18 protein-coding genes are annotated in these 23,783 nt (G+C 48.6%); 2 read left to right on the top strand and 16 right to left on the bottom strand.

What is annotated here, in order from left to right:
• Positions 1–36 precede the first annotated feature (36 nt).
• From kdpC to ytxJ, 5 genes are all read right to left on the bottom strand, one after another.
• On the bottom strand, positions 37–603 hold the full coding sequence (kdpC, locus tag AB4Z30_RS19630) for a potassium-transporting ATPase subunit KdpC (RefSeq protein ID WP_441929172.1): 567 nt from the start codon (positions 601–603) through the stop codon (positions 37–39).
• A 103-nt stretch (positions 604–706) separates the two neighbouring features.
• A complete protein-coding gene (gene kdpB, locus AB4Z30_RS19625) occupies positions 707–2,800 on the bottom strand; it encodes a potassium-transporting ATPase subunit KdpB (RefSeq protein WP_441929171.1) in 2,094 nt (697 codons plus the stop codon).
• A gap of 149 nt (positions 2,801–2,949) precedes the next feature.
• On the bottom strand, positions 2,950–4,629 hold the full coding sequence (gene kdpA, locus AB4Z30_RS19620) for a potassium-transporting ATPase subunit KdpA (RefSeq protein ID WP_441929170.1): 1,680 nt from the start codon (positions 4,627–4,629) through the stop codon (positions 2,950–2,952).
• Positions 4,630–4,734: 105 nt separating this feature from the next.
• Positions 4,735–4,812, bottom strand: a complete 78-nt coding sequence (locus tag AB4Z30_RS19615; RefSeq protein ID WP_441929209.1) for a potassium-transporting ATPase subunit F — start codon at positions 4,810–4,812, stop codon at positions 4,735–4,737.
• A 742-nt stretch (positions 4,813–5,554) separates the two neighbouring features.
• On the bottom strand, positions 5,555–6,094 hold the full coding sequence (gene ytxJ / locus AB4Z30_RS19610) for a bacillithiol system redox-active protein YtxJ (protein ID WP_441929169.1): 540 nt from the start codon (positions 6,092–6,094) through the stop codon (positions 5,555–5,557).
• A 224-nt stretch (positions 6,095–6,318) separates the two neighbouring features.
• Between ytxJ and AB4Z30_RS19605 the strand changes: the two genes are divergently transcribed.
• Complete coding sequence (locus tag AB4Z30_RS19605; RefSeq protein ID WP_441929168.1) at positions 6,319–7,230, top strand: hypothetical protein; 912 nt, start codon at positions 6,319–6,321, stop codon at positions 7,228–7,230.
• A 100-nt stretch (positions 7,231–7,330) separates the two neighbouring features.
• Here the strand turns inward: AB4Z30_RS19605 and AB4Z30_RS19600 are convergent, their stop codons facing one another.
• The 3 genes from AB4Z30_RS19600 to AB4Z30_RS19590 all read right to left on the bottom strand — a co-directional run bounded on the left by AB4Z30_RS19600 (position 7,331) and on the right by AB4Z30_RS19590 (position 8,944).
• On the bottom strand, positions 7,331–7,837 hold the full coding sequence (locus AB4Z30_RS19600) for an SMI1/KNR4 family protein (protein WP_441929167.1): 507 nt from the start codon (positions 7,835–7,837) through the stop codon (positions 7,331–7,333).
• A 101-nt stretch (positions 7,838–7,938) separates the two neighbouring features.
• Complete coding sequence (locus AB4Z30_RS19595) at positions 7,939–8,367, bottom strand: VOC family protein (protein WP_434748458.1); 429 nt, start codon at positions 8,365–8,367, stop codon at positions 7,939–7,941.
• Positions 8,368–8,716: 349 nt separating this feature from the next.
• Positions 8,717–8,944 carry a DNA-binding protein gene (locus AB4Z30_RS19590; RefSeq protein ID WP_441929166.1) on the bottom strand — a complete coding sequence of 76 codons (228 nt, stop codon included), beginning with the start codon at positions 8,942–8,944 and terminating at the stop codon, positions 8,717–8,719.
• A gap of 329 nt (positions 8,945–9,273) precedes the next feature.
• Between AB4Z30_RS19590 and AB4Z30_RS19585 the strand changes: the two genes are divergently transcribed.
• Complete coding sequence (locus AB4Z30_RS19585; protein ID WP_441929165.1) at positions 9,274–9,708, top strand: hypothetical protein; 435 nt, start codon at positions 9,274–9,276, stop codon at positions 9,706–9,708.
• Positions 9,709–9,873: 165 nt separating this feature from the next.
• Here AB4Z30_RS19585 and AB4Z30_RS19580 read toward each other — a convergent pair whose 3' ends face one another.
• The 8 genes from AB4Z30_RS19580 to AB4Z30_RS19545 all read right to left on the bottom strand — a co-directional run bounded on the left by AB4Z30_RS19580 (position 9,874) and on the right by AB4Z30_RS19545 (position 23,482).
• Positions 9,874–10,746: a sugar phosphate isomerase/epimerase family protein gene (locus AB4Z30_RS19580; protein WP_441929164.1), complete on the bottom strand. Its 873-nt coding sequence runs from the start codon at positions 10,744–10,746 to the stop codon at positions 9,874–9,876.
• Between the two features lie 11 nt (positions 10,747–10,757).
• The gene (locus tag AB4Z30_RS19575) at positions 10,758–11,633 is read right to left on the bottom strand and encodes a sugar phosphate isomerase/epimerase family protein (RefSeq protein ID WP_441929163.1); all 876 of its coding nucleotides are present in this window, start codon (positions 11,631–11,633) and stop codon (positions 10,758–10,760) included.
• Entirely contained in the window at positions 11,630–15,079 is a 3,450-nt protein-coding gene (locus AB4Z30_RS19570; protein WP_441929162.1) for an alpha-mannosidase, read from the bottom strand. The genes AB4Z30_RS19575 and AB4Z30_RS19570 overlap by 4 nt, the downstream gene beginning before the upstream one ends.
• Positions 15,076–17,391 carry a glycoside hydrolase family 3 N-terminal domain-containing protein gene (locus AB4Z30_RS19565; protein ID WP_441929208.1) on the bottom strand — a complete coding sequence of 772 codons (2,316 nt, stop codon included), beginning with the start codon at positions 17,389–17,391 and terminating at the stop codon, positions 15,076–15,078. The genes AB4Z30_RS19570 and AB4Z30_RS19565 overlap by 4 nt, the downstream gene beginning before the upstream one ends.
• A gap of 55 nt (positions 17,392–17,446) precedes the next feature.
• Entirely contained in the window at positions 17,447–19,672 is a 2,226-nt protein-coding gene (locus AB4Z30_RS19560; protein WP_441929161.1) for a helix-turn-helix domain-containing protein, read from the bottom strand.
• Positions 19,673–19,843: 171 nt separating this feature from the next.
• Entirely contained in the window at positions 19,844–21,478 is a 1,635-nt protein-coding gene (locus tag AB4Z30_RS19555; protein ID WP_441929160.1) for an ABC transporter substrate-binding protein, read from the bottom strand.
• Between the two features lie 135 nt (positions 21,479–21,613).
• Positions 21,614–22,522, bottom strand: a complete 909-nt coding sequence (locus tag AB4Z30_RS19550) for a carbohydrate ABC transporter permease (RefSeq protein WP_240037099.1) — start codon at positions 22,520–22,522, stop codon at positions 21,614–21,616.
• A gap of 15 nt (positions 22,523–22,537) precedes the next feature.
• A complete protein-coding gene (locus AB4Z30_RS19545) occupies positions 22,538–23,482 on the bottom strand; it encodes an ABC transporter permease (protein WP_441929207.1) in 945 nt (314 codons plus the stop codon).
• Between the last annotated feature and the right edge of the window lie 301 nt (positions 23,483–23,783).

The following is a 23,783-nucleotide window of genomic DNA, read 5'->3' as shown; positions in this document are numbered from 1 at the left end:
GCTCCCCTCCTCCCCTTCCTGTGATGAATTCCACTTCTACTTCTTCTGTGCTGCAGTAAGTGCCAGATTTAGCTCCATCACATTGACACGCGGCTCACCAAATATACCTAGCTGGCGACCCTGTGTATGATTCTGAATGAGCTGGGCCAACTTCTGCTTACTGAGTCCTGTCGTTTGACTAATCCGCGGAATCTGGGCCTCAGCCGCTTCAGGAGACAGGTCCGGGTCAAGTCCTGAACCGGAACCGGTAACCAGATCGGGAGGAATCTGATGCGGCAGCGCAGGATTTTCTTGGCGGAGTGTAGCCAGCTTTTGGTTCATCTCTGCGATATACTCCGGTGAGGCCACCGCTCGATTGGACCCTGCGGAAGCGGTTGGATCAAAATTCGCATTGGATGCCCGAGGCTGGAACAATCCCGGTGACTTCACTTCCTGCGCCAGCAGAGATGAACCGATGATTTTCCCACCTTGAGTGATGAGACTGCCGTTTGCCTGTGAAGGAAACAGCAGCTGAGCAACCCCCGTTGTGACGAGCGGATAGAGCAGACCACAGACTAGCATGAGCACAATAGACAACCGCAACGCGCGTATAAACATATTCATACAAATCACTTCCTGAACGGATTTAATGTATTCATCAAAAAGGGGAAACCCCGTTATCTTCACCATGAATGACATCACTTGTACATCACAGCTACAATGACATTCACATCAAGCCTGACAAAACCAGGTCAATCAGCTTGATGCCGATAAACGGTACAATCACACCGCCAACACCATAGATGAACACATTGCGGCTCAGCAGCCGTTCGGCAGACATCGGACGGTATTTCACGCCTTTCATCGCAATCGGAATGAGCAACGGAATAATAATCGCATTAAAGATCAGTGCGGACAGAATCGCAGATTGCGGTGAAGAGAGATTCATAATGTTCAGTGCCTGAAGCTGTGGCATGGCGAGAATGAACATCGCTGGAATGATAGCAAAATACTTGGCGATATCGTTGGATATGGAAAAGGTGGTCAGCGCGCCACGCGTAATCAGCAGCTGCTTGCCTATGGAGACTACCGACAACAGCTTGGTCGGGTCAGAGTCTAGGTCAATCATATTAGCCGCTTCTTTGGCTGCCATGGTCCCCGAGTTCATCGCCAGGCCCACATCGGCCTGTGCCAGAGCAGGAGCATCATTGGTCCCGTCGCCTGTCATGGCGACAAGTTTGCCCTCCTGCTGTTCTTTTTTGATCGCCGCAATCTTGTCCTCAGGCTTCGCTTCCGCTATAAAATCATCCACACCCGCCTCCATTGCGATCGTTGCTGCCGTCAATGGGTTGTCGCCGGTGCACATTATTGTCTTGATGCCCATGGCACGCATCTCGGCAAATTTCTCCTTGAGACCGGGCTTCACGGTGTCTTTCAAATAAATCACGCCATAGATTCGGTTATGGATCGCTACCGCCAGCGGTGTCCCCCCGGCCTTTGCAATCCGTGTCGCGATTTCGTCCAGATCACCCGGTACACGTCCACCTTCGGAGGTCACATACCGCTTGATTGCATCTACCGCGCCTTTGCGGATTTTTGTTCCATCACTCAGATTCAGGCCAGACATGCGTGTTTCCGCAGTAAACTCAATACTATCGGCATTTCTGTAATTGCCCTCCTCCCAGCTATGCCCCTGCTTATTTGCAAGTTCGACGACAGAACGACCTTCTGGTGTTTCATCTCGCACTGAAGCTTGAAGTGCCGCCCGTGTCATCTCAGGTACAGTCACGCCCTGAACCGGAATAAATTCAGAAGCCATCCGGTTGCCGTATGTGATCGTGCCTGTTTTGTCCAGAATCAACGTATCGATATCGCCAGCCGCTTCCACCGCTTTCCCAGACATGGCAAGCACATTAAACTGTGTCACCCGATCCATGCCAGCAATCCCGATGGCGGACAGCAGGCCGCCGATCGTGGTTGGAATCAGGCAGACAAGCAGAGCAATCAAGGTAGCCAGATCGAGCCGGATGCCGAGATAATTTGCCATAGGGACCATCGTCAAAATGACGATTAGGAAAATCAGCGTTAACACGGCAAGCAGGGTAGTTAGCGCAATCTCGTTTGGTGTTTTCTGACGCTGTGCGCCTTCCACGAGAGAGATCATTCGATCCAGAAACGATTCGCCGGGATCGGTCTGCACCCGCATGATGATGTAATCGGAGGTCACCCGTGTGCCTCCGGTGACCGAAGAGAAATCGCCGCCCGCTTCCTTGATCACCGGGGCGGATTCCCCTGTAATGGCCGATTCATCAATAGAGGCCAAACCTTCGATAATCTCACCGTCCGTTGGAATGAGCTGCCCGGCTTCCACACGGACGAGGTCCCCTTTTTTCAACTCAGTCGAAGCCACTAATTTTAATGTTCCGTCCTTCTGCACCAGATTAGCCATCGTATCCGATTTGGTCTTACGCAGGGTGTCCGCCTGTGCTTTGCCCCGCCCTTCAGCCAGCGCCTCGGCAAAATTGGCAAATAGCAACGTAAAGAGCAGAATCAAAAATACAGCCACATTGTATCCTCGCCCTGCATCCGAAGCGGTAAATAGATTGGGATCAATACATAATAGCAACGTAATGAATGTGCCGACTTCCACGATAAACATGACTGGATTTTTAATCATGACCATCGGATTCAGCTTTTTGAATGCATCTCGCGTGGCCTGGAGCAGCATTGGTTTATTTAAAGATCGTTTCGACCCGGGATGATGCTGAACGTGGTTGATACGTTGATGAATTTGTTCTTTGTTTGGTTCCACTGCTTTCATTGTGAATGCCACCTCCATACTGTACGTGCTTACTTCAACCCTTTGCCTTGCTTCCATATTTGTTAGGTGTGTCGCTGTTTCTCCGCTAGCTTATTCGCCTGCCATTTCTTCACACATCACCATCTCATTTCGTATCGCTTACGCACCACTCATCGCACCATCGCCAAATGCTCTGCAATAGGACCAAGAGCCAGCGCAGGGAAGAACGTCAGCGCACCTACGACCACAATCATCATGACCAGAATGCCAGCAAATAGCGGTGTATGTGTCCGTAGTGTGCCAGTGGTAACAGGGACAACGCGTTTCACGGCAAGTGAACCTGCTATCGCCAGCATGGCAATCATCGAGATATATCTTCCGAGCAACATCACAATGCCAATCGCGATGTTGTAAAAGTCCGTGTTGGCATTCAGTCCAGCAAAGGCCGATCCGTTATTGGCAGCACCGGAGGCAAAGGCGTACAGAACCTCAGTCAGTCCATGTGTGCCGCTGTTGGTGATGGAGGCCACAGCCTCAGGCCACATCAAAGCAAGCGCGGTTGGCGTAAGAATAATCAACGGATGAATCAGCAGTGCGATACAGGCCAACTTGATCTCTTTGCCTTCAATCTTTTTGCCCAGAAACTCCGGTGTCCGACCGACCATCAATCCGCAGATAAATACAGCGATAATGACATAGAGCAGGCCATTCAACAAACCTACACCCTTGCCGCCAAACACGTTGTTTAGCATCATCTGAGCAAGAGAAATGAGTCCCCCAAGCGGAGTAAGTGACTCATGCATGTTGTTCACCGCCCCCGTCGTTGCCGCTGTAGTCACCGCAGTGAACAGCGCTGATTCGGAAATACCGAACCTGACCTCTTTACCTTCCATATTGGTTTGTAGTCCATTCGCATCCAGTTCAGGCACCCCGCGGTACTCGGATACAAACACCGTTGTTAGCATCACCACAAACAGAAAACCCATGGCGGCAAACAGCGCCCATCCTTGTTTCCGGTTATTCACCATCAAACCAAATGCATAGACGAGCGCCGTAGGCAGCAGCAGCATACAAACGATATGCACCAGATTGCTCAGCGCCGTCGGATTCTCGAATGGATGAGCAGCATTGGTACCGAACCAGCCCCCGCCGTTGGTCCCAATATGTTTAATCGACTCCAGCGAAGCCACCAACCCGCGCGTAATGGTCTGCTGTGCACCTTCCAATGTGGTTGCGTTCACCGCACCGGCCAGCGTCTGCGGCACCCCTTGAAATACAAGGAACAAGGCCACAATGAAGCTGAGCGGTAAAAAAATACGAGTAATTGACCGAACCAGGTCGACATAAAAGTTGCCCAGATCATCCATTCGTCCGACTAAACCGCGAATAAAGGCAATCGCCACCGCGAATCCTGTTGCGGCCGAGGTGAACATGGGAAATGTCACTGCCAGTAATTGTGACAGATACGACAGAGCGTTCTCGCCCGTATAGGACTGCCAGTTGGTATTGGTCATAAACGATGCGGCTGTGTTAAAGGCCTGCGCTGCCGGCATATTATCGATCCCGTCCGGATTGAGTGGCAGGAACTTTTGCATCCTTAACACCAGAAACATCAGGATCAGCATAACTGCATTGGAGATGAGTATGGCGGCGAGATATTTTTTCCACCCCATTGTTTCATCTTCCCGTACGCCCATCAGCCGATACAATAACCGCTCCGGCCCACCAAACACGCGATCGAGTCCCGTTCGCTGCCTGTTAAACACCTTGACCAAATAACTGCCCGTCGGCTTCACCAGCAACATAATGATTAGTAGCGTAACCGCCACTTGTACTACACCGATACCCATATCTGCATATCCTCCCTAATCAACTGAACGTAAACGTGTCTTTGCTTTTTGTTACTCGCTTCCGACCACGATCAGAGCAACAGGTCAAAAATCTGAATAACTGTGTCAAAATTTCTCAGGCTTCACGAGTACATACCCGAGGTAGAGCATCAGAGCCAGAACAATAATGCCGATGAAGATCATCCTTTAGAACCCACCTTTCCTTCCCCTCAGGCTTTCTCGCAAAACTTCACAAATCCCCAAAACACCGCAAACAACAGTGCAATCAGTCCAATCATCGTTGCATCATTTACCATGCGCCCTTCATCCCTCTCTACCGTTCTTCTCCCTTGCTACAGGTAAAATCGTAATATGAATCGCTGTAAAAAGGGGGTAAAGAAATGCTGCTATGGCTGTAAAAAAAGCGTAAAAAAGACCCGTTCTTCTCAGCGGTTAGCTGAAAGAACAGGTCTATCGTAGATGTATATCAATCTACTACTTCATTTCAAACTGATCATAAAGATAGCTATCGCCAAAATACAACAAGACTAAGATACCAACAACAATCAGGATAATAGTGAGCGCTTTTCTATTCGTAAAACCTCCTTGAATTTCATCAGAATGGATTTTCTCCTTTAACAAATGGAATAAAAACAACATAAAAAGAGCCCATTAGCAACACCCAGAAAATGAATGATTTGAAACGCTTCCTGAAGAAATTAGCATTCTCTTTTATACATAGCGCACAAAACAGTGTATAAAGGAAAAACAAAATATAGGAGACTCCAAACCAGTTAACCCATACGTTACCCATAAAAGGAATACCGAAATTTTCATAAATGTATCTCAAAACGTTTTCTGTAACAATGAAGCCAATAACCAAAAACCCTATACATTCCAGATATATTATCAATTGCTTTTTCCAAAGGGACATTCCCTCATCTCCCTACCCAAAAGGATTCTGCGCCCACTGCGTCAGTCGTTTTTTGGTGATGTGTCCATGTGAAGTGTGTTTGATCACCTGTCCCTGGTCGAATAGCAGCACCTGCGGCGATTCATGGTGAACCTCGGTTTCTTCCGCAATGTGACGGGATAACGGACGGTTCTCGATGACTTTCACTATACGATATTCCATTGTCTGTTTCGGATCGGATGCATTCGTGCCTACAAAAGCCATAAACTCTCTATATGCTCTTGCACTGACGGGACAAGTTGTGCTGTGCTTCAGCAGCAGCACCGGATGCTCCTGTGAATGTTGAAGCACCTCTTGCCAATCCTCCAGTTTATGCAATTCCAGCACATGCTCGCTTAACATGTCATGGGAATCAGCACCTGTACGTTTACTGACCACCGAACCGATTACAACACCAAGAGCAGCACCAAAAGCAATGCCCAGTCCGAACTGCCCGGTAGCTGTACCAAAGCTTGCACCAAGTGCCACACCCACGCCGAGCCAAAGTGCTTGATGGTTAACTTTTTTCTCCACTATAATCATCCTTTCGCTAACATGTATTTGAGCTATATAAGTTAATTAGAGATAAATACAGACATTGTGATAATAGAGTTCCCACCTATATATTTTGTTCAAATTATAGCACAGCCCTACACCCAAGCTTTCAGAATCTGCATCTTTCGGGTACGTAATTGTGATACACTGATGGTAATTTGGAAACGATGAACATAAGAGAAGCTGAAAGGCGGAAATTCAATATGACATACGCTTTTACGATTGAACCACCGGATTATTATGCACTGGACAACGAAGACGAGTTAATTGCCAAGTGTCAGGAATGGGGCCTCATTTCGGCCAAAGCGACCAAACTCAAAACGTTCTATTATAAAGGAAACGGACTGAACCTGCCCTGCACGATTCTAGGCTTTGTAGATCACATGACGGCTGTAATTGAGCTGGATAACGGAAAAAAACACTGCATTCATCCTTCCTATCTGAAAGAGATGCAGGCTTCTGGTTATAGTACTAGAGGTTTAAGCGGAGCTGGAGCAGAAGCAAGCACGGAACAGGATGCCTCAGGGCAAAGTACTGGGACATCTGCTGTTGATGAACCGTCAGCCTCTGCAAGCAGTAGATCTACGGATGCACAAGCTCCTGATCTTGCTGATCCACCAGTTAAGGACGACTCTCCTGCCCAGCTGTATGATTCAGAGGATGACATGGATGAACCAGATCCATTCTCTGGTCTCAAAGGTGATCCTGACGGATTGGTGGAGGAATACACTGGCCCTCAGACAGGTGCCAGTACCGAAACGTCTTCGGGAGCCAAACCGAAAACCAAAGCTGCCCCAAAAGCGAAAGCCGTTAAAATCGACTTGCCGGATGGCAAAGTGAAGATGAGCGCAGTGGTTAAGGAGTTTACGACTGTACCGAATCATTTCTCAGACAATGACGATGAGGTCATCATCTATGAAGCGTTAACGATCACCGAGCCCGAAGTGATTGAAGTTGGTGAAGCCTGGTCAAGTCACAGTGCAACGATGAAAAAGCATGAGCTGGAGGTCGGTGATGTGCTTACTTTTGAAGCCAAGATCATCAAGAAAAAGCTGACCCGCAATCCGGTACCTTACAAAATCAACAACCCCTCCAAGATTCAGAAGGAAGATTAGTCTATTTAAAAAAAATAACCCTAAAAACCTCCACGCTGTAGTAAGCAGCAGCTGGAGGTTTTTTGCGAGAAAGCTTGTTATACGGGCACCAAACCTGCCCTTATTCAGAAGAACGGCGATCCGTTTTCCAATACCAGAACTTCGTTCCTTGAGAAATCACAAACCGCTCCATCCAGATTTCAAAGTTACTGTAGAAGCGACCTGCAGCTTCGGCAGGATTAAAACTCTCGCCAAGCAGCAGATACTCCATATCACCAGATTGCCATCGATCCAAATCAATGATAATTTGATCATCAAGGATATTTGCAACGACAATCTTACGGTCAGACGCCTCGTTATAATAAATAACATCCTGTGCCGAATATAAGAAGTTCTCTCCTCCATACTCAGGATGTTCAAACAGAGATGCTCCATTGCAGAATCGTAGAAATTTGATGTAGTCTGGAGGCAGCGGGGTAGAGAAAAAATCGGAGAGTTCTCTGATCTTCTCCTCCGAAGCACCGGGTTTAAATTTATGTATAGCTGTCATTCTTCCAGCAGGGGTAAGTATCTCTGTACGACCTTCATTTTGCTCAGACCATGCTTTAAAGTCCTCGAACACCTTCATATACACCACTCCTCACACCAAAAAACTGACTTCACAAAAAGTCTGTAAAGTCAGTTTACCAGATAGACACCCTGCATTCACAATAGATTTACCGTGTATAACTACGCTTGTCCAGGAGTTGCACTGATTTGGAACTGCACACCGAATTTATCAGTAACATTACCGTAAGCCGGGCTCCAGAAGGTTTCTTGAATCGGCATATTCACTTTACCGCCCACTTCAAGTTTACCGAAAATGTCCTTGGCTTGCTCCGCCGTGTCCGTATTAACCGTCACCGTGATGTTGTCTCCAATCGTGTGTGGCATACCAGGAAGTGTGTCAGATAACATTAGTACCGAACTGCCAATTTGCAGAGAAGCATGCATAATCCAGTCCTTGGCCTCTGGTGGGATTGGATGATCCGGACTAGATGGGCCTTCCCCAAAAGTCTGCATCGCGAGCACTTCCGCACCAAATGCCTCTTTGTAGAATTCGACAGCTTCACGCCCGTTACCATTGGTAACAAGGTACACATTCAAGTTAATTGCCATGGATTGTTCATCTCCCTGGATTCTTGTAGTTTATGGGTCAGGTCACTTGCGACATGAGTATATAGTAACGGATTGGCTTTTGACAAGCATAAACTTCCACTCTAATCGGTGACCGTTACAGAGCTATATTTCCCAACATCTTCTTCTCTCATCCCCGCTCCAACCAAGTAAAAAAATAGAACGTTTAGTTCATTTATAACCCTGACGATAATCTACCGAGCACGCCTGACTACTCCTCTTTATTCAAGAAAAAAGCCACTCTCCCGAGTACTTCCCGGTCAAATGGCTATATAAGTTCTATTCAGTTATTACCTGTGTAGTGCCAAGGCTGCGCTACTCATCCCTATATTTATTGTGTCTGCACGATGCGATCAATTTCACTTTTTAACAAAAGGTATCGATGCACACTTCTCATAATGGGTACTTTGGTGAGTTTGTTTTTATCCACGTATAACTTCATCTGGTCTTTACTCAGTCCCAGCAGGCTGCCCGCCTCAGTCACCGTCAGTACCACTTCGGGATTTGTTGCGTTGAACGTCTTCTTCACCTTTTGGTTCCAGTCCTCAAATACCTGCATAGATTCACAATCTCTCCTATCCATAGCCAGTTATTTTCAGGCTGCTTATGTTCAGTATAGCATACTTGTGATTATCGTCACTTATTCCTCTTTATGGCACTGCTAAATTTTCTCCTGATTCGTACGCTTCATATGACAAAAAGAGTCTTTTCCCCTAAATAGCCTTATTGTTAAACTTAGCTTCCTATGTAGGGAGGGGAGAAGCTGAACATACCCATTATCATCTGACATGTATTCACAATCCGGATCATTTTGCGACCATTGTATATGGAATTAAATGGACTTATATGTTAGTGTTTGTTTATTCTATCTAAAGGAGAAGATGACGCTTGAAGAAGATTCTGAAGGCAGCACTTACCTTTACTCTAATACTTAATTTGAGCATCGCATCAGTAGCTATGGCATCACCCGAAACAACAGATCAGAATACATCGGAGAAATTTACAGAGGTACAAACATCCGGGATGGCAAAAGCTAAAGTAGGGAAATATCAAGGCGATGCAACCATCATTATGGATGAAGAAGGAAATCAATCTACGCTAGGGGAGCTAAAAGCCTTAACGAATGTAATATTGCCTGATGATACAAACAAATATGGTACTGTTGATAACAATAGCATTATCAGCATTATCATTTCTCCGCATCACGATCTAGTCACTCCTCTTGCATCAGCGTACGGCCATACTTGGCCTTATTATCAGGAGAACTGGGCCAAAGTTAATTGCTATGGATATGTAGTAAAAAATCTAAACCACCCTATGTAGCCAATCTCGGAAATGCCGGATAGTTTATCGAGTGTTATGGATCGTAAGCGGGTATACTATTATGTGAAATTTATTTTCACAATTCAAACAAGAGGCGCTTATCTATGAGATAAACGCCTTCTATTATTTAATAGATGTAGTTCATACCTAATGGACAACGTTCCCCTATGCTTCATCCCAGAAACGGCGCAGATTGTCCATCGCGATTTTGGAAGCAGCTTTGCATTCCTCCATGCCTTCGAACTCCACCGTAATGTTGCCATCATAACCGGAGTCTTTGATCAGTTTGACGATTTTACGGATGGGAATATCACCTTGACCCACGATTGCACCGCGCAGGAAGTTACCATAAGTCGTGGTAAACCACTCCCCTTCCCCCGGATGCTCGTCATACGGACGGAAGTAGAAGTCTTTGAAATGAATGAGCGAAGCGTAAGGCAAATTTTTCATCACACCGATAATTGGATTTTCGTCCACACACATGAAATTGCCAATATCCAGCGTTGTTTTGAAATTAGGCCGGTCTACGGCATGCAATACTCGCTGAACCCGATCACTTGCCTGCACACTGAACCCATGATTCTCAATCGTTGTGATCATCCCGTACTGCGCTGCATAATCCGCAATGATCTGGCTTCCCTTGACCATGAGTGGCAGATGCTCTTCAAACCAGGCTATGGTTGTGCTCTCCTTGGGTAGCTTGAATGCGGTAACGTCGTGGCGCAGATGACGTACACCCATCCGGTGTGCAACATCCACATGTCTTTTGACTCGGTCCATCTCTTCTTCAAAAGCCTCTTCCGTCTCCTGCACGAAATTGGYCGGCATCGAATAGTTCGACAGCTCAATCCCTGCTGCTGCGGCTCGCTCCCGAATCGCTTCCGCTAACTCATGATTATCCTCCACCGTATATCCGTAGGGAACCATCTCCATATGCTCACCGCCGTTTGCGGCAATCCAGTCAATCACATCCAGCACCGTCATGGCTCCCGAATTAAGATCATTCAGCAAACTGTACGTGCTCAGACCTACCTTCATCTGCTCCACTCCTATCGATATTGTTTGATGAACTGCACGGCTTTGCGAATATCCACTTCCGGTTGGTCTCCCACTTCGCGCTCAATGGTTAGATACCCTGTGTAACCAATCTCCTGCAGCGCGGCAAAATAAGCATCAAAATCAACAGCCCCTTCACCTAACGGAACTTCATGGAAAAAGGCACCGGAAGCTACCATTTCGGCAATTTTCTCATGATCCATCGGAGCGTAACCCACGGCACCGTACACGTCCCGTGGATCGACCTCTTTCAGACGCAGGCCATCCTTCACATGGGTATGTACGATATAATCCTTAAGCAACTTCACACCCTGCACCGGATCATCTCCTGTCACCATTACCATGTTCGCCGGGTCAAAGTTAACGGATACCCCGTTCGTAGAGAGAGTATCGAGAAACCCTTTCAGATCAGCAGCGGTTTCCGGCCCAGTCTCGATGGCAAAGTAGGCACCGACACTTTTGGCGTACTGTCCCAGTTCCTCACAAGCCACGTGCAGTGTTTCGTATACTTCAGAAGATGCATCATGTGGAACAATACCGATATGAGTGGTCACAATATTTGTGCCCAGATCAAGAGCCAGATCAACAATTCGCTTGGACTTTTCCACTTTCCATGCATTGTCTTCCTTAACCTGAAAGCCGTGACCGCCCAGATCACCTACCAATGCTGAAATCTCAAGACCGAGACCATCTATATAACTGCGAAGCTCTTTACGAGCCGCAAGCGACAGATTTGTCGGGTCCATCTCCCCCTTCACCGCGTAGATCTGCACGCCTTCTGCCCCTGCATCCTTGGCTTTCAACAGCCCTTCCCGTACACCTACGCCAAAACTGTCCACAATTACACCGATTTTATTCGTTAATTTCATGTCGTACCTCCCATGAGATTAGATGAGTTATGCTGTCCTTTAGATGGCACAAGCTTTACCGACTTGATTTCATAGGGTTTAAATGTCAGTTTAAATGCCCCACCCTGGCAAACGAGCGGCGCAAGCTCATCTTCCAGCAGATTTATTATGGATGCACTCACATTAGGTTCATTCCACTGTATCTTTACAGTCTCCCGGCCTCCGGTTGATTCGTAGAAACGCAGTACCGTTCCTGTTCCGTCTTCCGATACCTTGATCGTATCCAAAATAATATGTTCACTGTGGAACTGAACCCAGCTGTGTTCCGAAGGCTTTACACCCGCATGTGGTGTGGATGCAACCACCTGTACCGGATGATTCAGTTCCATTGCACACTGCACGACATTAGCCTGACGCCAGTCACCCGCATGCGGTAGTACCGAATATGTGAACTCATGCTTCCCTTGATCGGCCTGTATATCCGGCCATTTTGGCGCACGTAGCAAGGACAGACGGATCATGCAATCCTTAATGTCGTAGCCATACTTACAGTCATTCAGCAAACTAAAGCCACTATTGCCCTCGGAAAGATCAGCCCAACGATGCCCGCACACCTCAAACTGCGCCCGTTCCCAACTTGTATTATTATGCGTTGCCCGCTCCAAGGCACCAAATGGAATCTCATAGGTTGCTTTGGATGCCACCAAATCTACCGGGAAAGCCACCTTGAGCAGCTTATGACTTTCATTCCAGTCTACCCGAGTTTTAAAATCAACGCGCCGCTGATGATGAGACAAAATTACATCCTGGCTAATCTCGGAATCATTCAGCTTCCAGCGGAACCGAAGTACATCCTGTACAGAGCCGCGCTGGATAACCTCTCTGGAGATCAGCTGTACAGCACCCGCCCGTTGAGCTTCAAACCGAGGATCAATATCCCATGCATCCCAGTACGTCGGTTTGTCATGGAAAAACTGCCACTCATTCGCTCGGTCACCCGGCTTCAACCATTCACGCTCTACGGTCTTGTCATACCATCTTGTGATCTCACCCAAGTCGTTGAATTCGAGCAAATAGAACTCAGTTTCCCAACATGCAGGTATCTGCTCAAACTTAGCTGTCTTTTGAATCGCTGAACACACTTCTAGAACTGCATTTGTTGTTCTTTTCCCTACTGTGATGTCGCCCTCACCTGTTGCTCCTAATGCGCTATCCGCTCCCTGTTCTACGGTTACCGCTATTTCTTCTTTTGAATATCGTTCTACTTCTTCTTTTGCTTCGGCTTCCAGCTCTGCTTCTCCTACTTCTGCACGCAACATTTCCTCTTCTGCCTCTCGCAGCCATATGGTGATGTACCCAAAGGCAGGAATCGAAGGAACAAGAACATGCAGTCTAACCCTATTTTCTTGCTCTTCCCGCTCTACCTCGCTAATCAAACGATTCCCATACCGATCATATGCCGCCAAGCCATCCCAATCCGTATCCCCTGCGATACAGATCACTTCACTCCGTTCCCAGCCAAGGCTGTTGAATATGACATATGGCACGCCCAATACTTCATCTGTAGTGATGTTATCCGTGATCACTCCGAGTGTATCCTGTAAGACTTCATTACCAAGTGCAAACACCTTCTTATACTCTTCAGCAGAAGTTACATACACTTCGGGAATGGACGTACCCGGAATAATATCATGGAACTGGTTCAGCATGATCAGCTTCCAGCCTTCATCAAGCACTTCCTTCCGTTCTAACATCCGGCCGTGATCATGATCCCACTGGCTCCAGATTTCTGCTTCGCGATAGAGCACCTCGGCCTTACGGTTGCTGCGTTTATTCCGCGCGTGGGTGGTATACGTACCCCGATGCAGCTCCAGATACAGGTCACCGTGCCACTTCGGCAGAATCGGTTGGCTCGCTGCAATCCCTTCAAAAAAGGCTGCCGCCGTGCTAAATTGACTAATCGGCTGCCCTGCCATCAGGTGAGAACGCTCCGCAAACTCCACCATCTCATTCGTCACACCGCCGCCACCATCACCGTGCCCATACAACAACATCTGCTCTGCATGAACGTCTTTTTGCTTGTAGGACTGCCAGTGTTCATGCACATCTTTGGGACGTGTATGTTCATTTACACCATGATTCAGGTAAGACAGCACCGAGGTACCGTCAATCCCCACCCAGTCGAACAGATCATACGGGAACACATTCGTATCATTCCAGTTCAATTTGGTCGTCATAAAATAAGGAATGTCGGCAAGCCTCAGTATCTGAGGCAGCGATGCACAATATCCAAACGTATCCGGCAGCCATTCGATATTCGAACGTTTGCCAAACTCTGACTGATAGAACTGCTGTCCATACAAAATCTGGCGCACCAAGGACTCACCACTTGGAATGTTCAAGTCCGGCTCCACCCACATGCCGCCAACCAACTCCCAGCGACCTTCGGCAATACGTGCCTTCACCCTTTCGTACAGCTCGGGATAGTGCTCCTTCACAAAAGCATATAGTTGAGGCTGGCTCTGGGAGTACACAAAATCTGGGTACGTGTCCATTAACGTACACATTGTAGAGAACGTCCGGCTCGACTTGCGTACGGTTTCCCGTACAGGCCAGAGCCAAGCCACATCGATGTGAGACTGTCCGACCAGATGCATGAACCCGCTTCGATGCTGCTCTGGGTCTTCCCGCTCCACGGTCTGGGCGATTCTCTGTTCCAGCTCACGCAGCCACACACCATCCTGCCAGCGTACCGGATCATGGTACATCTCATCCATCACCTGATGGACAGCCCGAACCAATGTTATGCGTTTTAGGTCCTTCTCTGGTAAAGCCTGCAGCGATTCTGAAAGTACCATTATGCTGTACATCAGGCTCTGCAGCGGTTGATTTACATGAACCAGTGCTGCTCGTATTCCTTGAATCGGTGGCTGGATCACCGCTTGCCGATTGAGTGGATCATGCGGTTCGGGGATGGGATCATACAGCTCAATCTCAAGCTGTGGCGAGATTCCCACACGTTCTCTTGGGAGAGGTACGAAAGTATGATTGCGATCGAGCCCGTGATAAGGGACACGATTCACCTTCAATAACCCTTCCCCGCCAGCTTCAAAAACAAATCCAATCGTATGCCCCTGCCACGTCTCAGGAATCTGCACTCTTTTGCTCAGAAAATAAGTTGTTCCTTGTGTGCTGTTCAACGGATTCAGGGACTGTTGTAACGCCTGGCCTGCTTCCTGATGCACTTGCCCAGTTTCATCTTCTTGCCGATCGTCAGACTGCTGTTCATCCGCATACTCATGTCCTTGTTCAAATGCACGATCCTGCTCATGCGCATATCCCAGCTCGTACTCGTATTCTCCCGGCCGAATATAGCGGGCGCGTTGCAGCTGCCACTCGGGAAGCTCCAAAACCTCTAGCCACTGCCGCTGCTTCAAATCTTCGATAAACCGCTGGATGCGAATCATACGGTCACCTCCACCTGTTGTACATGCAGACTGCAAGCCGTCCAGTCGGCAGAGCTACGTCCGACCATGAGCTTGAATTCACCCGGTTCCACCACAGACTGGAGACGGGAGTCGATCAGTGCGAGATGTTCCTTTTGCACGGGAAACGTTACGGTTCGGGTCTCACCTGGCTCCAGATGGATTTTACAAAAACCTTTCAGGGCGATTTCAGCCTGGGTAACGGAAGCCGACACATCGCTAATGTACAGCTGAACGACCTCTTTGCCTGCCACGGCACCCACATTCGTCACTTCGACCTGCACCTGTGCCTCCTCGTCCGGCTCAATCACTTCCGGTGTCACTCGTACATTGTCGTACTTGAAATCCGTGTAGCTAAGCCCATGTCCGAAAGCATATTGCGGCGTTAGCTCCATCTCCAAGTATCGCTTGCCGCGCGTCCGTTTCGCATGATAGTACACGGGAAGCTGACCTTCATGTTTAGGAATGGATACGGTCAGTCGTCCCGATGGATTCACGTCCCCGAACAGTACATCTGCGATGGCATTGCCCCCCTCCTGCCCCGGATACCATGCTTCCAGAATGGCCGGAATATGCTCATCGATCCAGGGTTCGGCAATAGGGCGCCCGTTAATATACACCACAACGACCGGTTTCCCCAGTCTATGTATTTCCTGCACCAGTTCCAGCTGTACACCCATCAGGTTCAATGAGGAACGGTCAATGCCTTCCCCGCACTCCATGTCATTCCACGGATCGTCGGTTACCACGGATGCCCCTGTCCGCAGATCAATCGTACCTTCGCCAAAATCGCGAGCACTCGATCCGCCCATCACCATAACGATGACATCAGCCTGCTCCGCACATGCAAGCGCCTGTGCAAAGCCTTCTCTCGAATTACCCTTGATCCGGCATCCGGGTGCATACAGCACCTGAGCAGTATCCGTCCCACCGAGTTTGCGCGTGATACCATCCAGCACCGTCACAATCTGCTCCCTTGGCTGCGGCGAGGTATAGTCTCCGAGCTGATTATAGATATGGTTGGCGTTCGGCCCGATCACAGCCAGTTTGGTTCCCTGAGCAGCAAGCGGAAGCAAATGTCCTTCATTTTTCAACAGGACAATTCCCTCTTGTGCCACCTCCCGCGCAACCCCGACATGCTCCTCACACCCGATAACCTGTTCTGCAAAATCAGGATCAACATATGGCTGCTCAAACAAACCGAGCCTGAATTTCATCTCCAACACCCGTTGCACCGCCACATCCAGCTCTGCCTCTTCCAGTAAACCCTGTTCAAGCGCCTGTGCCAGATGTTTGCGGTACATGAATCCGGACATCTCCATATCTACACCTGCCCGCAGGGACTGCGCCACGGCTTGCTCTCCGTCCTCTGCCGTGTTGTGTCCGTTCACCAGCATCTGGATCGCGCCAAAATCGGTAATGACAAATCCGTCGAAACCCCACTTCTCCCGCAAAAGATCATGAAGCAGATACGTACTGGACGTACACGGCACACCATCGATCTCGTTATAGGCCGTCATGACCGAGCAGGCTCCGGCTTCCACCGCTTGTTTGAACGGAAGCAGGTCGATTTCATGCAATTCACGCATTCCCATATGCACTGGCGCTGCATTGCGCCCGCCCTCTGAACTGCCGTACGCCGCAAAATGTTTGAGTGTCGCCACTACCGTTCGATCTGAATCAAGCCGCTCTCCCTGCAATCCATGAATGGCTTCCACAGCAAACTGCCCGATGAGATAAGCGTCTTCGGCAAAACATTCCTCCGTTCGTCCCCATCTCGGGTCACGAACGACATCCAGCACCGGAGAATACGTGGCTGCACCGCCCTGACTCCGGGTTTCTACAGCGATCGCCTCGCACATCCTGCGATACAGATCGATATTCCACGTACTTCCTACCGTGAGCGGCACAGGGAAGACCGTTGCACCAATTGCCATATGCCCGTGGGAACACTCTTCTCCGAACAGAATCGGAATCCCTAATCGGGAACGCTCTATCGCATATTGCTGAATGACATTCGTTGCCACCGCACCTTGCCGGGGCGTTAGCCCTGTCCCCAAAGTTACTTCCGTCCATGGATCTGCCCTGAGTACACCATACAATGAGCCGACACCACCCCGCGCCATGTCTGCCTCGAACTCTTCCGTCACCTGCACCGAGCCATCTGCCGCTTTCTTGTACGTTTTCCACCCCATAGGCTGGATCAACTGCCCGATCTTCTCCGCGATGGTCATTCGTTCGAGCAGATCCTGTACCCGCTCCTGAATGGGAAGTGATACATCTTTGTAGCCCATTTGCGTTTGCATATGCACATTCTCCTCCTGCCTGTGAGTTGGTCATACGTGGAGCTTACATCGCCTTTCGATAGTCACTTGGAGCCATGCCAACGACATTTTTAAAAGCACGGTTGAAGGAATTGTAGTTCGTATATCCCACTTCCTCACTGATCTCCTGGATCGCTTTGTCCGTCTGTTGCATGAGCTGTTTCGCTTTTTCGATCCGGTGACTGATGAGCAGATCCACGAATTTCTCGCCAATCTCATCTTTGAAAAGCTTGCTCAGATACTTCGGATTGATATCGAACAGATCACTAAGGTAATTCAGCGACAGATCGGGATTGTTGTAATGCTCCTCGATATATTTGCGAATCTCCAGAATATGTGATCGATGTTTACGAGAGCATTGCAGTGTCTCCATCTGCCGCGCCAGTTCACGGAACCCTTCCAGGCACAGCTCGCGCAGATCATCCAGCGTCTCCCAACCTTCCAGCCGTGGCAGCAATGGCGTAAATATCGCCGCCCATGACTCCTGATATTCGCGTGGAAGCTCGGCAAATTCACGATTATAATGCTGGAACAACAGCTGGACCGTGTTCATAATCTCCTGACGAGACAGAACGGACTCGCGAATCTGCTTAAACAGCCGTTCAAAATGCTGTTCCCAAGCATCGTCTGATAGCCGCATCGCCTGCACTAGCAAGGAGATAGTCTTTAAAAACTCATACACATCATTTGTCGAACTCGGTACATCTCCGCACGGTATGATCCGATTGGTGCCCAGAACCGCCTTGTACTCCAGGGCATGCACAGCCTCTTTAAGCGAAGCCCGAAGTCCGCGAATATCCACGGCAACCCTGCCCACACCAATCGTGACGGTAAAGTTCAAATACTGACCAACCCGATCCAGATATCCGCTGAGCAACTGCTTTTCCGTCTCTTCCGACCGTTCCGTCTCAGGCAGCCAGAGGATGGCGTACAGTCGCTGACTTGAAACCCACTCCGCCCATACCTCGGTTCCTTCTTGCCGTGCACTTTCCTGCAAAATGCTCGACAGCACGAATTTCAGGAGGGCTTGATCCTGCTGATGATACTCATCCATAAATACATCGTATCGATCCATCTCCACCACCATCACAGCCCAGCGATGCTCTAATTCCGGCAGCTTGAACTTGCTCATCTCCGCAGATAACTCATGACATGTGTAATCCCGCGTACCTTCCAGCAGTTCCTGAAAGAAGACCTTCTTCTGCAAAATCAGATTCTCTTCATGCTCCTCCTGATATTGCTTCGTCTGGTCGATCATGCGCTCCAGTGTAGTATGAATGAAACGGAATTCATTCTCCTTGCCATAGTTCAATGCTGACGGTTTCTGTGAAGATACAGTCTGAATTAAGGTAACAATCTGCTGGATCGGTTTATAGTTTCTGCGTGTCACATAGACGACCCATACAACCCCGATCAGCACAACAGCGACAGCGAAAATAAACCAGATATTATAAAATTGCAGCGTAAACTTGATGATTTTCCCGTTATTTAGCCCCGTCTGCACCTTCCAGCCACTATAGCTGGACGTGAATTCAGAGAATACCTCTCCCGAAGCGGAAACTGGCTTGGAAGCAAGCATCTCAGCATCAGGCGTACCACCATGCCAGAGACTTCCACCGGATCGGTTATAGATGTTCACAAACGTAAATTCAGGGTCGTACATCTGCATAATAGATTTTTGTAGCGTGTTCAACTCAACGTTGGTCACTACAAGACCTCTACCGTTCCCGACATTCCGCACAATCGTAATGACCTGCTCCGCCGATTGGGAAGGAAACGCCTTGAATGACCGTGCGCCGACCCACTTCTGCTCATCTCTCGTCCGGCTGTCTGCAATAAAGACTGCATCGGGAAACTCGTTGATCGGAACGGCCTTGCCATTGCTAAAAACGGTGTTATCGCTGTACCTGACCAGGTAGACCGAGTCGATCAGCGGATATTCTATCTTCAATTCATCGATGACCTTAACTGCCTGAATGCCGGCATAGACATCCTCGCTGCCAGATACCGAGAAATAATTTTTCAGATTAGAGTTGGTCAAAATCTCGCGCAGTACCTTGAAATCAATGGAACGCAAGGAATTATCCAGATACTGTGTCACCTGTGAAGCCAAAAAYTCATTGGCCTTAAGTGCTTCCCTTCGGTTCTGTTCGTTAAATACCTGAAAGAAAATAAAAAATAAAATCGTCGTCACAATAAAAAAAATAGGCAAATACGATAACAGCAAACGTCTGAACCAATTGTTGTTCATCTCCGCGCCCCCCCACCAATCCATTTCATGTTGCATGACGACAAACCACTTGCACCTTGCCTCTGTTCACAAATTTTTCATAATTATGCGTTCATTATATCGAATGACGTGGGGTTGTCATAGGAGAAGACTGCCCCGGTCACGGGTGACAGGCGGGACAGTCCGTATATACTACTTTTTCTCAATTGCACGCTGATAAATATCCAGATAATTGCTCAATCCAAGTCCATCGAAACCTTTCACGTACGAGTCCCAATCCTTATCAATGCTCTTGCTGCCGATGATGAACTGAGCCATATTCGTCTGTACATAGTCTTTGATTGCGGTGGTCAGCTGAGCCGCGGTCTCGGTATCCTCTGGACGAATAAATACGTTGGCAGGATATACTTCTTTGGGAGCGTATGGAGCATATACTTTCGTCGCCTGAGCAAGCCTTGTACCGTAGCCTTCAGCAGACAGCGGGTCTTGACCTTCTGCAAACAAGTTACGGAACGTGTTGGACAAGTCATGCGCACCGATCTGTGACCAGCTCTCGTTCACAACCACGTTTGGATCACGTTCAGGCAGGTTGTAATAGCTGTACTTGGCAGGCTCCCCATTGATGTTCTTCTCATCCGGGTCTGCTTTCTTCCATCCCTTGCCTTCGGTCGGGCCATACTCTGCGTAGAGTGCACCCTCTTCACTGAACATGTAATCTACAATTTTGATGGCTGCGATCTGCTGTGCTTCGGTCGCTTTGTTGGTAATGGCAAATTCAAATTCACCCACACTTTGCGTTGCTCCCGTCGTCTGCACACCATCCGGCCCTTTGAGTGGAGGCACGATTTCCCAGTGCTGGTGACGGGTAATCTTTTTGTCATACGTATTCACCAGATAGCTGACCAGTGCCGTTGTAATGGAGCCAACCACTTCGTCGCCTTCTTTATTCCCCAGTTGACCAATCGCCTGGTCATTCTGTGTGAAGGAAGCCGGGTCGATCAGGCCATCCGCGTACAGCTTGTGCATGTACTCCAGCCCCTTCTTCCATCCCTCCTGATTGGCGGCAAAGCTGACCTTGCCGTCGTTCACGATCAGGTATTTATCGTTATCGTTGTATATAAAGCTGTTCATCAGGTAAGCATCAATGTTGCCGTTCCACACATACTTGTTCGGTGCACCTGTGAGCGGGATCTCATCGGCTTTGCCGTTGCCGTTCGGGTCTTGGGTTTTGAACGCCTTCAGAACGGTATACAGTTCGTCGGTCGTCGTTGGCATTTTCAGCCCCACCTTATCCAGCCATTCTTTGTTGATCCAATATTTCTGCGCATACGTACAGTGGTAACATTCATTAAAAATAGGCAGTGCATAGATGTTACCGTCCGGTGCCGTTATGGCATCCTTAAAATAAGGCTTCTCTTCCATCACTTTGGTGAGGTTCGGGCCATATTGATTGATCAGGTCTTGAAGCGGAAGGAACACGCCTTGTTTACCATAGGTTTGAAGATCCGAGGTGGTGAACTTGCCGTGCAGGAACACTTCAGGATAATCCCCACTGGCTAGCAGCAATTGTCTGCGATCCTGCAAAGCGTCTGTCGGGGCCAGGTCCCATTTCAAGGTCACGTTGAACTTTTTTTCGATAAACTTGGTGAATTCATTGTCCTCCATCGGCGCTTTACCTTGCGGAGCAAAAAAAGTCATCGTTACAGGACCGCCGCTCTCGCCGCTCCCCTCACTACCTGTACCCGCTTTTTCAGATGAACTGCATGCGGACAATATCGTCACCGAAGCGAAGATCAGACACAAAATTGAAATCCAGGATTTTCTCAAGCTGACTCCTCCTTTTTGTTCATAACGGCAAACCTTTGGTTAAGCTGTACGGGTTGATATAGGTTCTATAAGTTTCAAAAACCAATCCCGGAAGCCGGCGTGTGCCCCCACCTCCTTTCAAGAACCGGCTACCATCTATCCTTTAAGTGAACCGACCATAACCCCTTTGACAAAGTGTTTTTGGACAAAAGGATACATGATCAGAATCGGAATACTGGCGACCACAATCAGCGCATATTTCAGCACCTGCTCGAACCCTTGATCCCTCATCTGCTGACTTGTATTTGCGAGCATGGCCGGATCAGCCGCATTCAGAATTAACAAGTTACGAAGCACATATTGCAGCGGGAACAACTTCTCGGAGCGCAAGTAGATGAGTGCATCAAAGTATGCATTCCAGTGACCGACGGCGTACATCAGGGTCATCACCGCCAGAATCGGTTTGGAGAGCGGCAGCACAACGCTGATCAGGTAGCGGATATCCCGGCATCCGTCCATCTCGGCAGCTTCACCAAGCTCCTCGGGGATTGACGACTGGAAAAAGGTGCGCGCAACGATGACCTGGAACACGGCAAGTGCTCCGGGAAGCCACATCGCCCAGCGGGTATCCAGCAGGTGCAGGTCTTTCATCAGCAGGTAGGTCGGAATCAGACCCCCGTCAAAAAACATCGTAATCATCATGAAGATGATGATGGCTCCCCGTCCGTAGAACGACTTGCGGGAGAGCGGGTAAGCCAGCATAACAGTCAGTGCAACGTTGATGAACGTACCGACTACGGTGTAAATGATCGTGTTGTAAAACCCGAGCATGAGTTGCTGGCTTTTGAAAATGGAGATGTACGCCTTGATGTTAAAATCAACCGGGAACAGCCACACTTGGCCGGATGTTACGGCGCGTGACGAGCTGAATGAGGAGCTGACGATGTACAAGAGCGGGTAGAACACCGTTAACAGAATGGCAATCAGAAAGATATAGTTGATAGTCATGAAAATACGGTCGCCAACCGGGTCTTTAATTCGGTTCCGATTCATCAGATTAAACATGGACATGCTCCTCCTTTACCACAAGCTGTTCTCGGATACTTTGCGGGAAATGCTGTTGACGATGACCAGCAGAATCAGGTTAATGATGGAGTTGAAGAAACCAACTGCCGCGGAGAAGCTGAAATTCGCTCCGATCAGACCGACCTTGTACACGTACGTGGAGATGACCTCCGAAGCGCTCGTATTCAGCGGATTCTGCATGAGGTATATTTTTTCGAAGCCAACGCCCATAATGCTGCCCAGACTTAGAATCAACATGATTACGGTGACCGGAACAAGAGTTGGAAGGTCGATGTGCCATATTTTCCGCAACCTTGAGGCACCGTCCATCTTGGCCGCTTCGTATAGAGAAGGATCAACGCCCGCCAGAGCCGCGATGTATATAATCGAGGAGTACCCCATACCCTGCCATACCCCGGACCAGACATAGATTGATTTGAAATATTCGGGAATCCCCATAAAGTTGGTCATCGGGAAACCCAGCCAGCTAAATAACTTGTCTACAACGCCCACATGGGGGGAAAGCATCAGAATAATGATGGATACCATGACAACGGTGGAGATAAAATGCGGTGCATACGTAACCATCTGTACGGTCTTTTTAAAGTAACCCGTTCGAATCTCGTTCAGCGCCAAGGCTAGCAAGATCGGTATAGGGAAACCGGCAAGGAGGGAATAGAAACTGATACCAATGGTGTTCTTGATCAGCAGCCAGAAGTTCGGAGAATCGAAGAAAGCTTCAAAATGTTTGAGTCCGACCCATGGACTGCCCCAGATGCCTTTGACCACGCTGAAATCTTTAAAGGCAATCTGCACACCCACCATCGGAATGTATTTGAAGATCAATAGATACAACACCGGAGGCAGCACAAGCAGGTACAGCTCCCAGTGCTTTTTGAAGCTTTTGATGAACGGATGCTGCTTCTTGGGCGCTGTCTGACGTAATTGTTGCAGCTCCATGTTCCCAGGTATGCTTTCTGTACCTCGACTCATTTGCGTCACTCCTTCTCAGCCTCAAGTGTAATAATACATTACATTCAGATTCCTTAAACGTTAGTTTTCGACGCCCGTTCGATGCCTTGAATCCAATCAATGTTAACAATCATATCAGGTAGCGCTTTCTTAATTTGATAGTACCTTGCCGGGGTCTTTTTGATCAATTTGCAATTTTCTCCGACCTCTCTTTATTCTAAAAACCCTTGTGGATCAAGTGTTTAGGCCACTGTATTGTTGGTATCTGTATTTGCTATGTACAAAAAAT

It is taken from the genome of Paenibacillus sp. 2TAF8, from assembly GCF_052114825.1.
Taxonomy (GTDB): Bacteria; Bacillota; Bacilli; order Paenibacillales; family Paenibacillaceae; genus Paenibacillus.
This window is presented reverse-complemented; position numbering and strand designations above follow the sequence as displayed.

Bases quoted from the DNA above. Each gene is read 5' to 3' on its own strand.
- kdpC (WP_441929172.1), bottom strand. From the start codon at position 603: ATGAATATGTTTATACGCGCGTTGCGGTTGTCTATTGTGCTCATGCTA.
- kdpB (WP_441929171.1), bottom strand. From the start codon at position 2,800: ATGAAAGCAGTGGAACCAAACAAAGAACAAATTCATCAACGTATCAAC.
- kdpA (WP_441929170.1), bottom strand. From the start codon at position 4,629: ATGGGTATCGGTGTAGTACAAGTGGCGGTTACGCTACTAATCATTATG.
- AB4Z30_RS19615 (WP_441929209.1), bottom strand. From the start codon at position 4,812: ATGATCTTCATCGGCATTATTGTTCTGGCTCTGATGCTCTACCTCGGG.
- AB4Z30_RS19605 (WP_441929168.1), top strand. From the start codon at position 6,319: ATGACATACGCTTTTACGATTGAACCACCGGATTATTATGCACTGGAC.
- AB4Z30_RS19600 (WP_441929167.1), bottom strand. From the start codon at position 7,837: ATGAAGGTGTTCGAGGACTTTAAAGCATGGTCTGAGCAAAATGAAGGT.
- AB4Z30_RS19595 (WP_434748458.1), bottom strand. From the start codon at position 8,367: ATGGCAATTAACTTGAATGTGTACCTTGTTACCAATGGTAACGGGCGT.
- AB4Z30_RS19590 (WP_441929166.1), bottom strand. From the start codon at position 8,944: ATGCAGGTATTTGAGGACTGGAACCAAAAGGTGAAGAAGACGTTCAAC.
- AB4Z30_RS19575 (WP_441929163.1), bottom strand. From the start codon at position 11,633: ATGAAATTAACGAATAAAATCGGTGTAATTGTGGACAGTTTTGGCGTA.
- AB4Z30_RS19570 (WP_441929162.1), bottom strand. From the start codon at position 15,079: ATGATTCGCATCCAGCGGTTTATCGAAGATTTGAAGCAGCGGCAGTGG.
- AB4Z30_RS19565 (WP_441929208.1), bottom strand. From the start codon at position 17,391: ATGGGCTACAAAGATGTATCACTTCCCATTCAGGAGCGGGTACAGGAT.
- AB4Z30_RS19550 (WP_240037099.1), bottom strand. From the start codon at position 22,522: ATGTTTAATCTGATGAATCGGAACCGAATTAAAGACCCGGTTGGCGAC.
- AB4Z30_RS19545 (WP_441929207.1), bottom strand. From the start codon at position 23,482: ATGGAGCTGCAACAATTACGTCAGACAGCGCCCAAGAAGCAGCATCCG.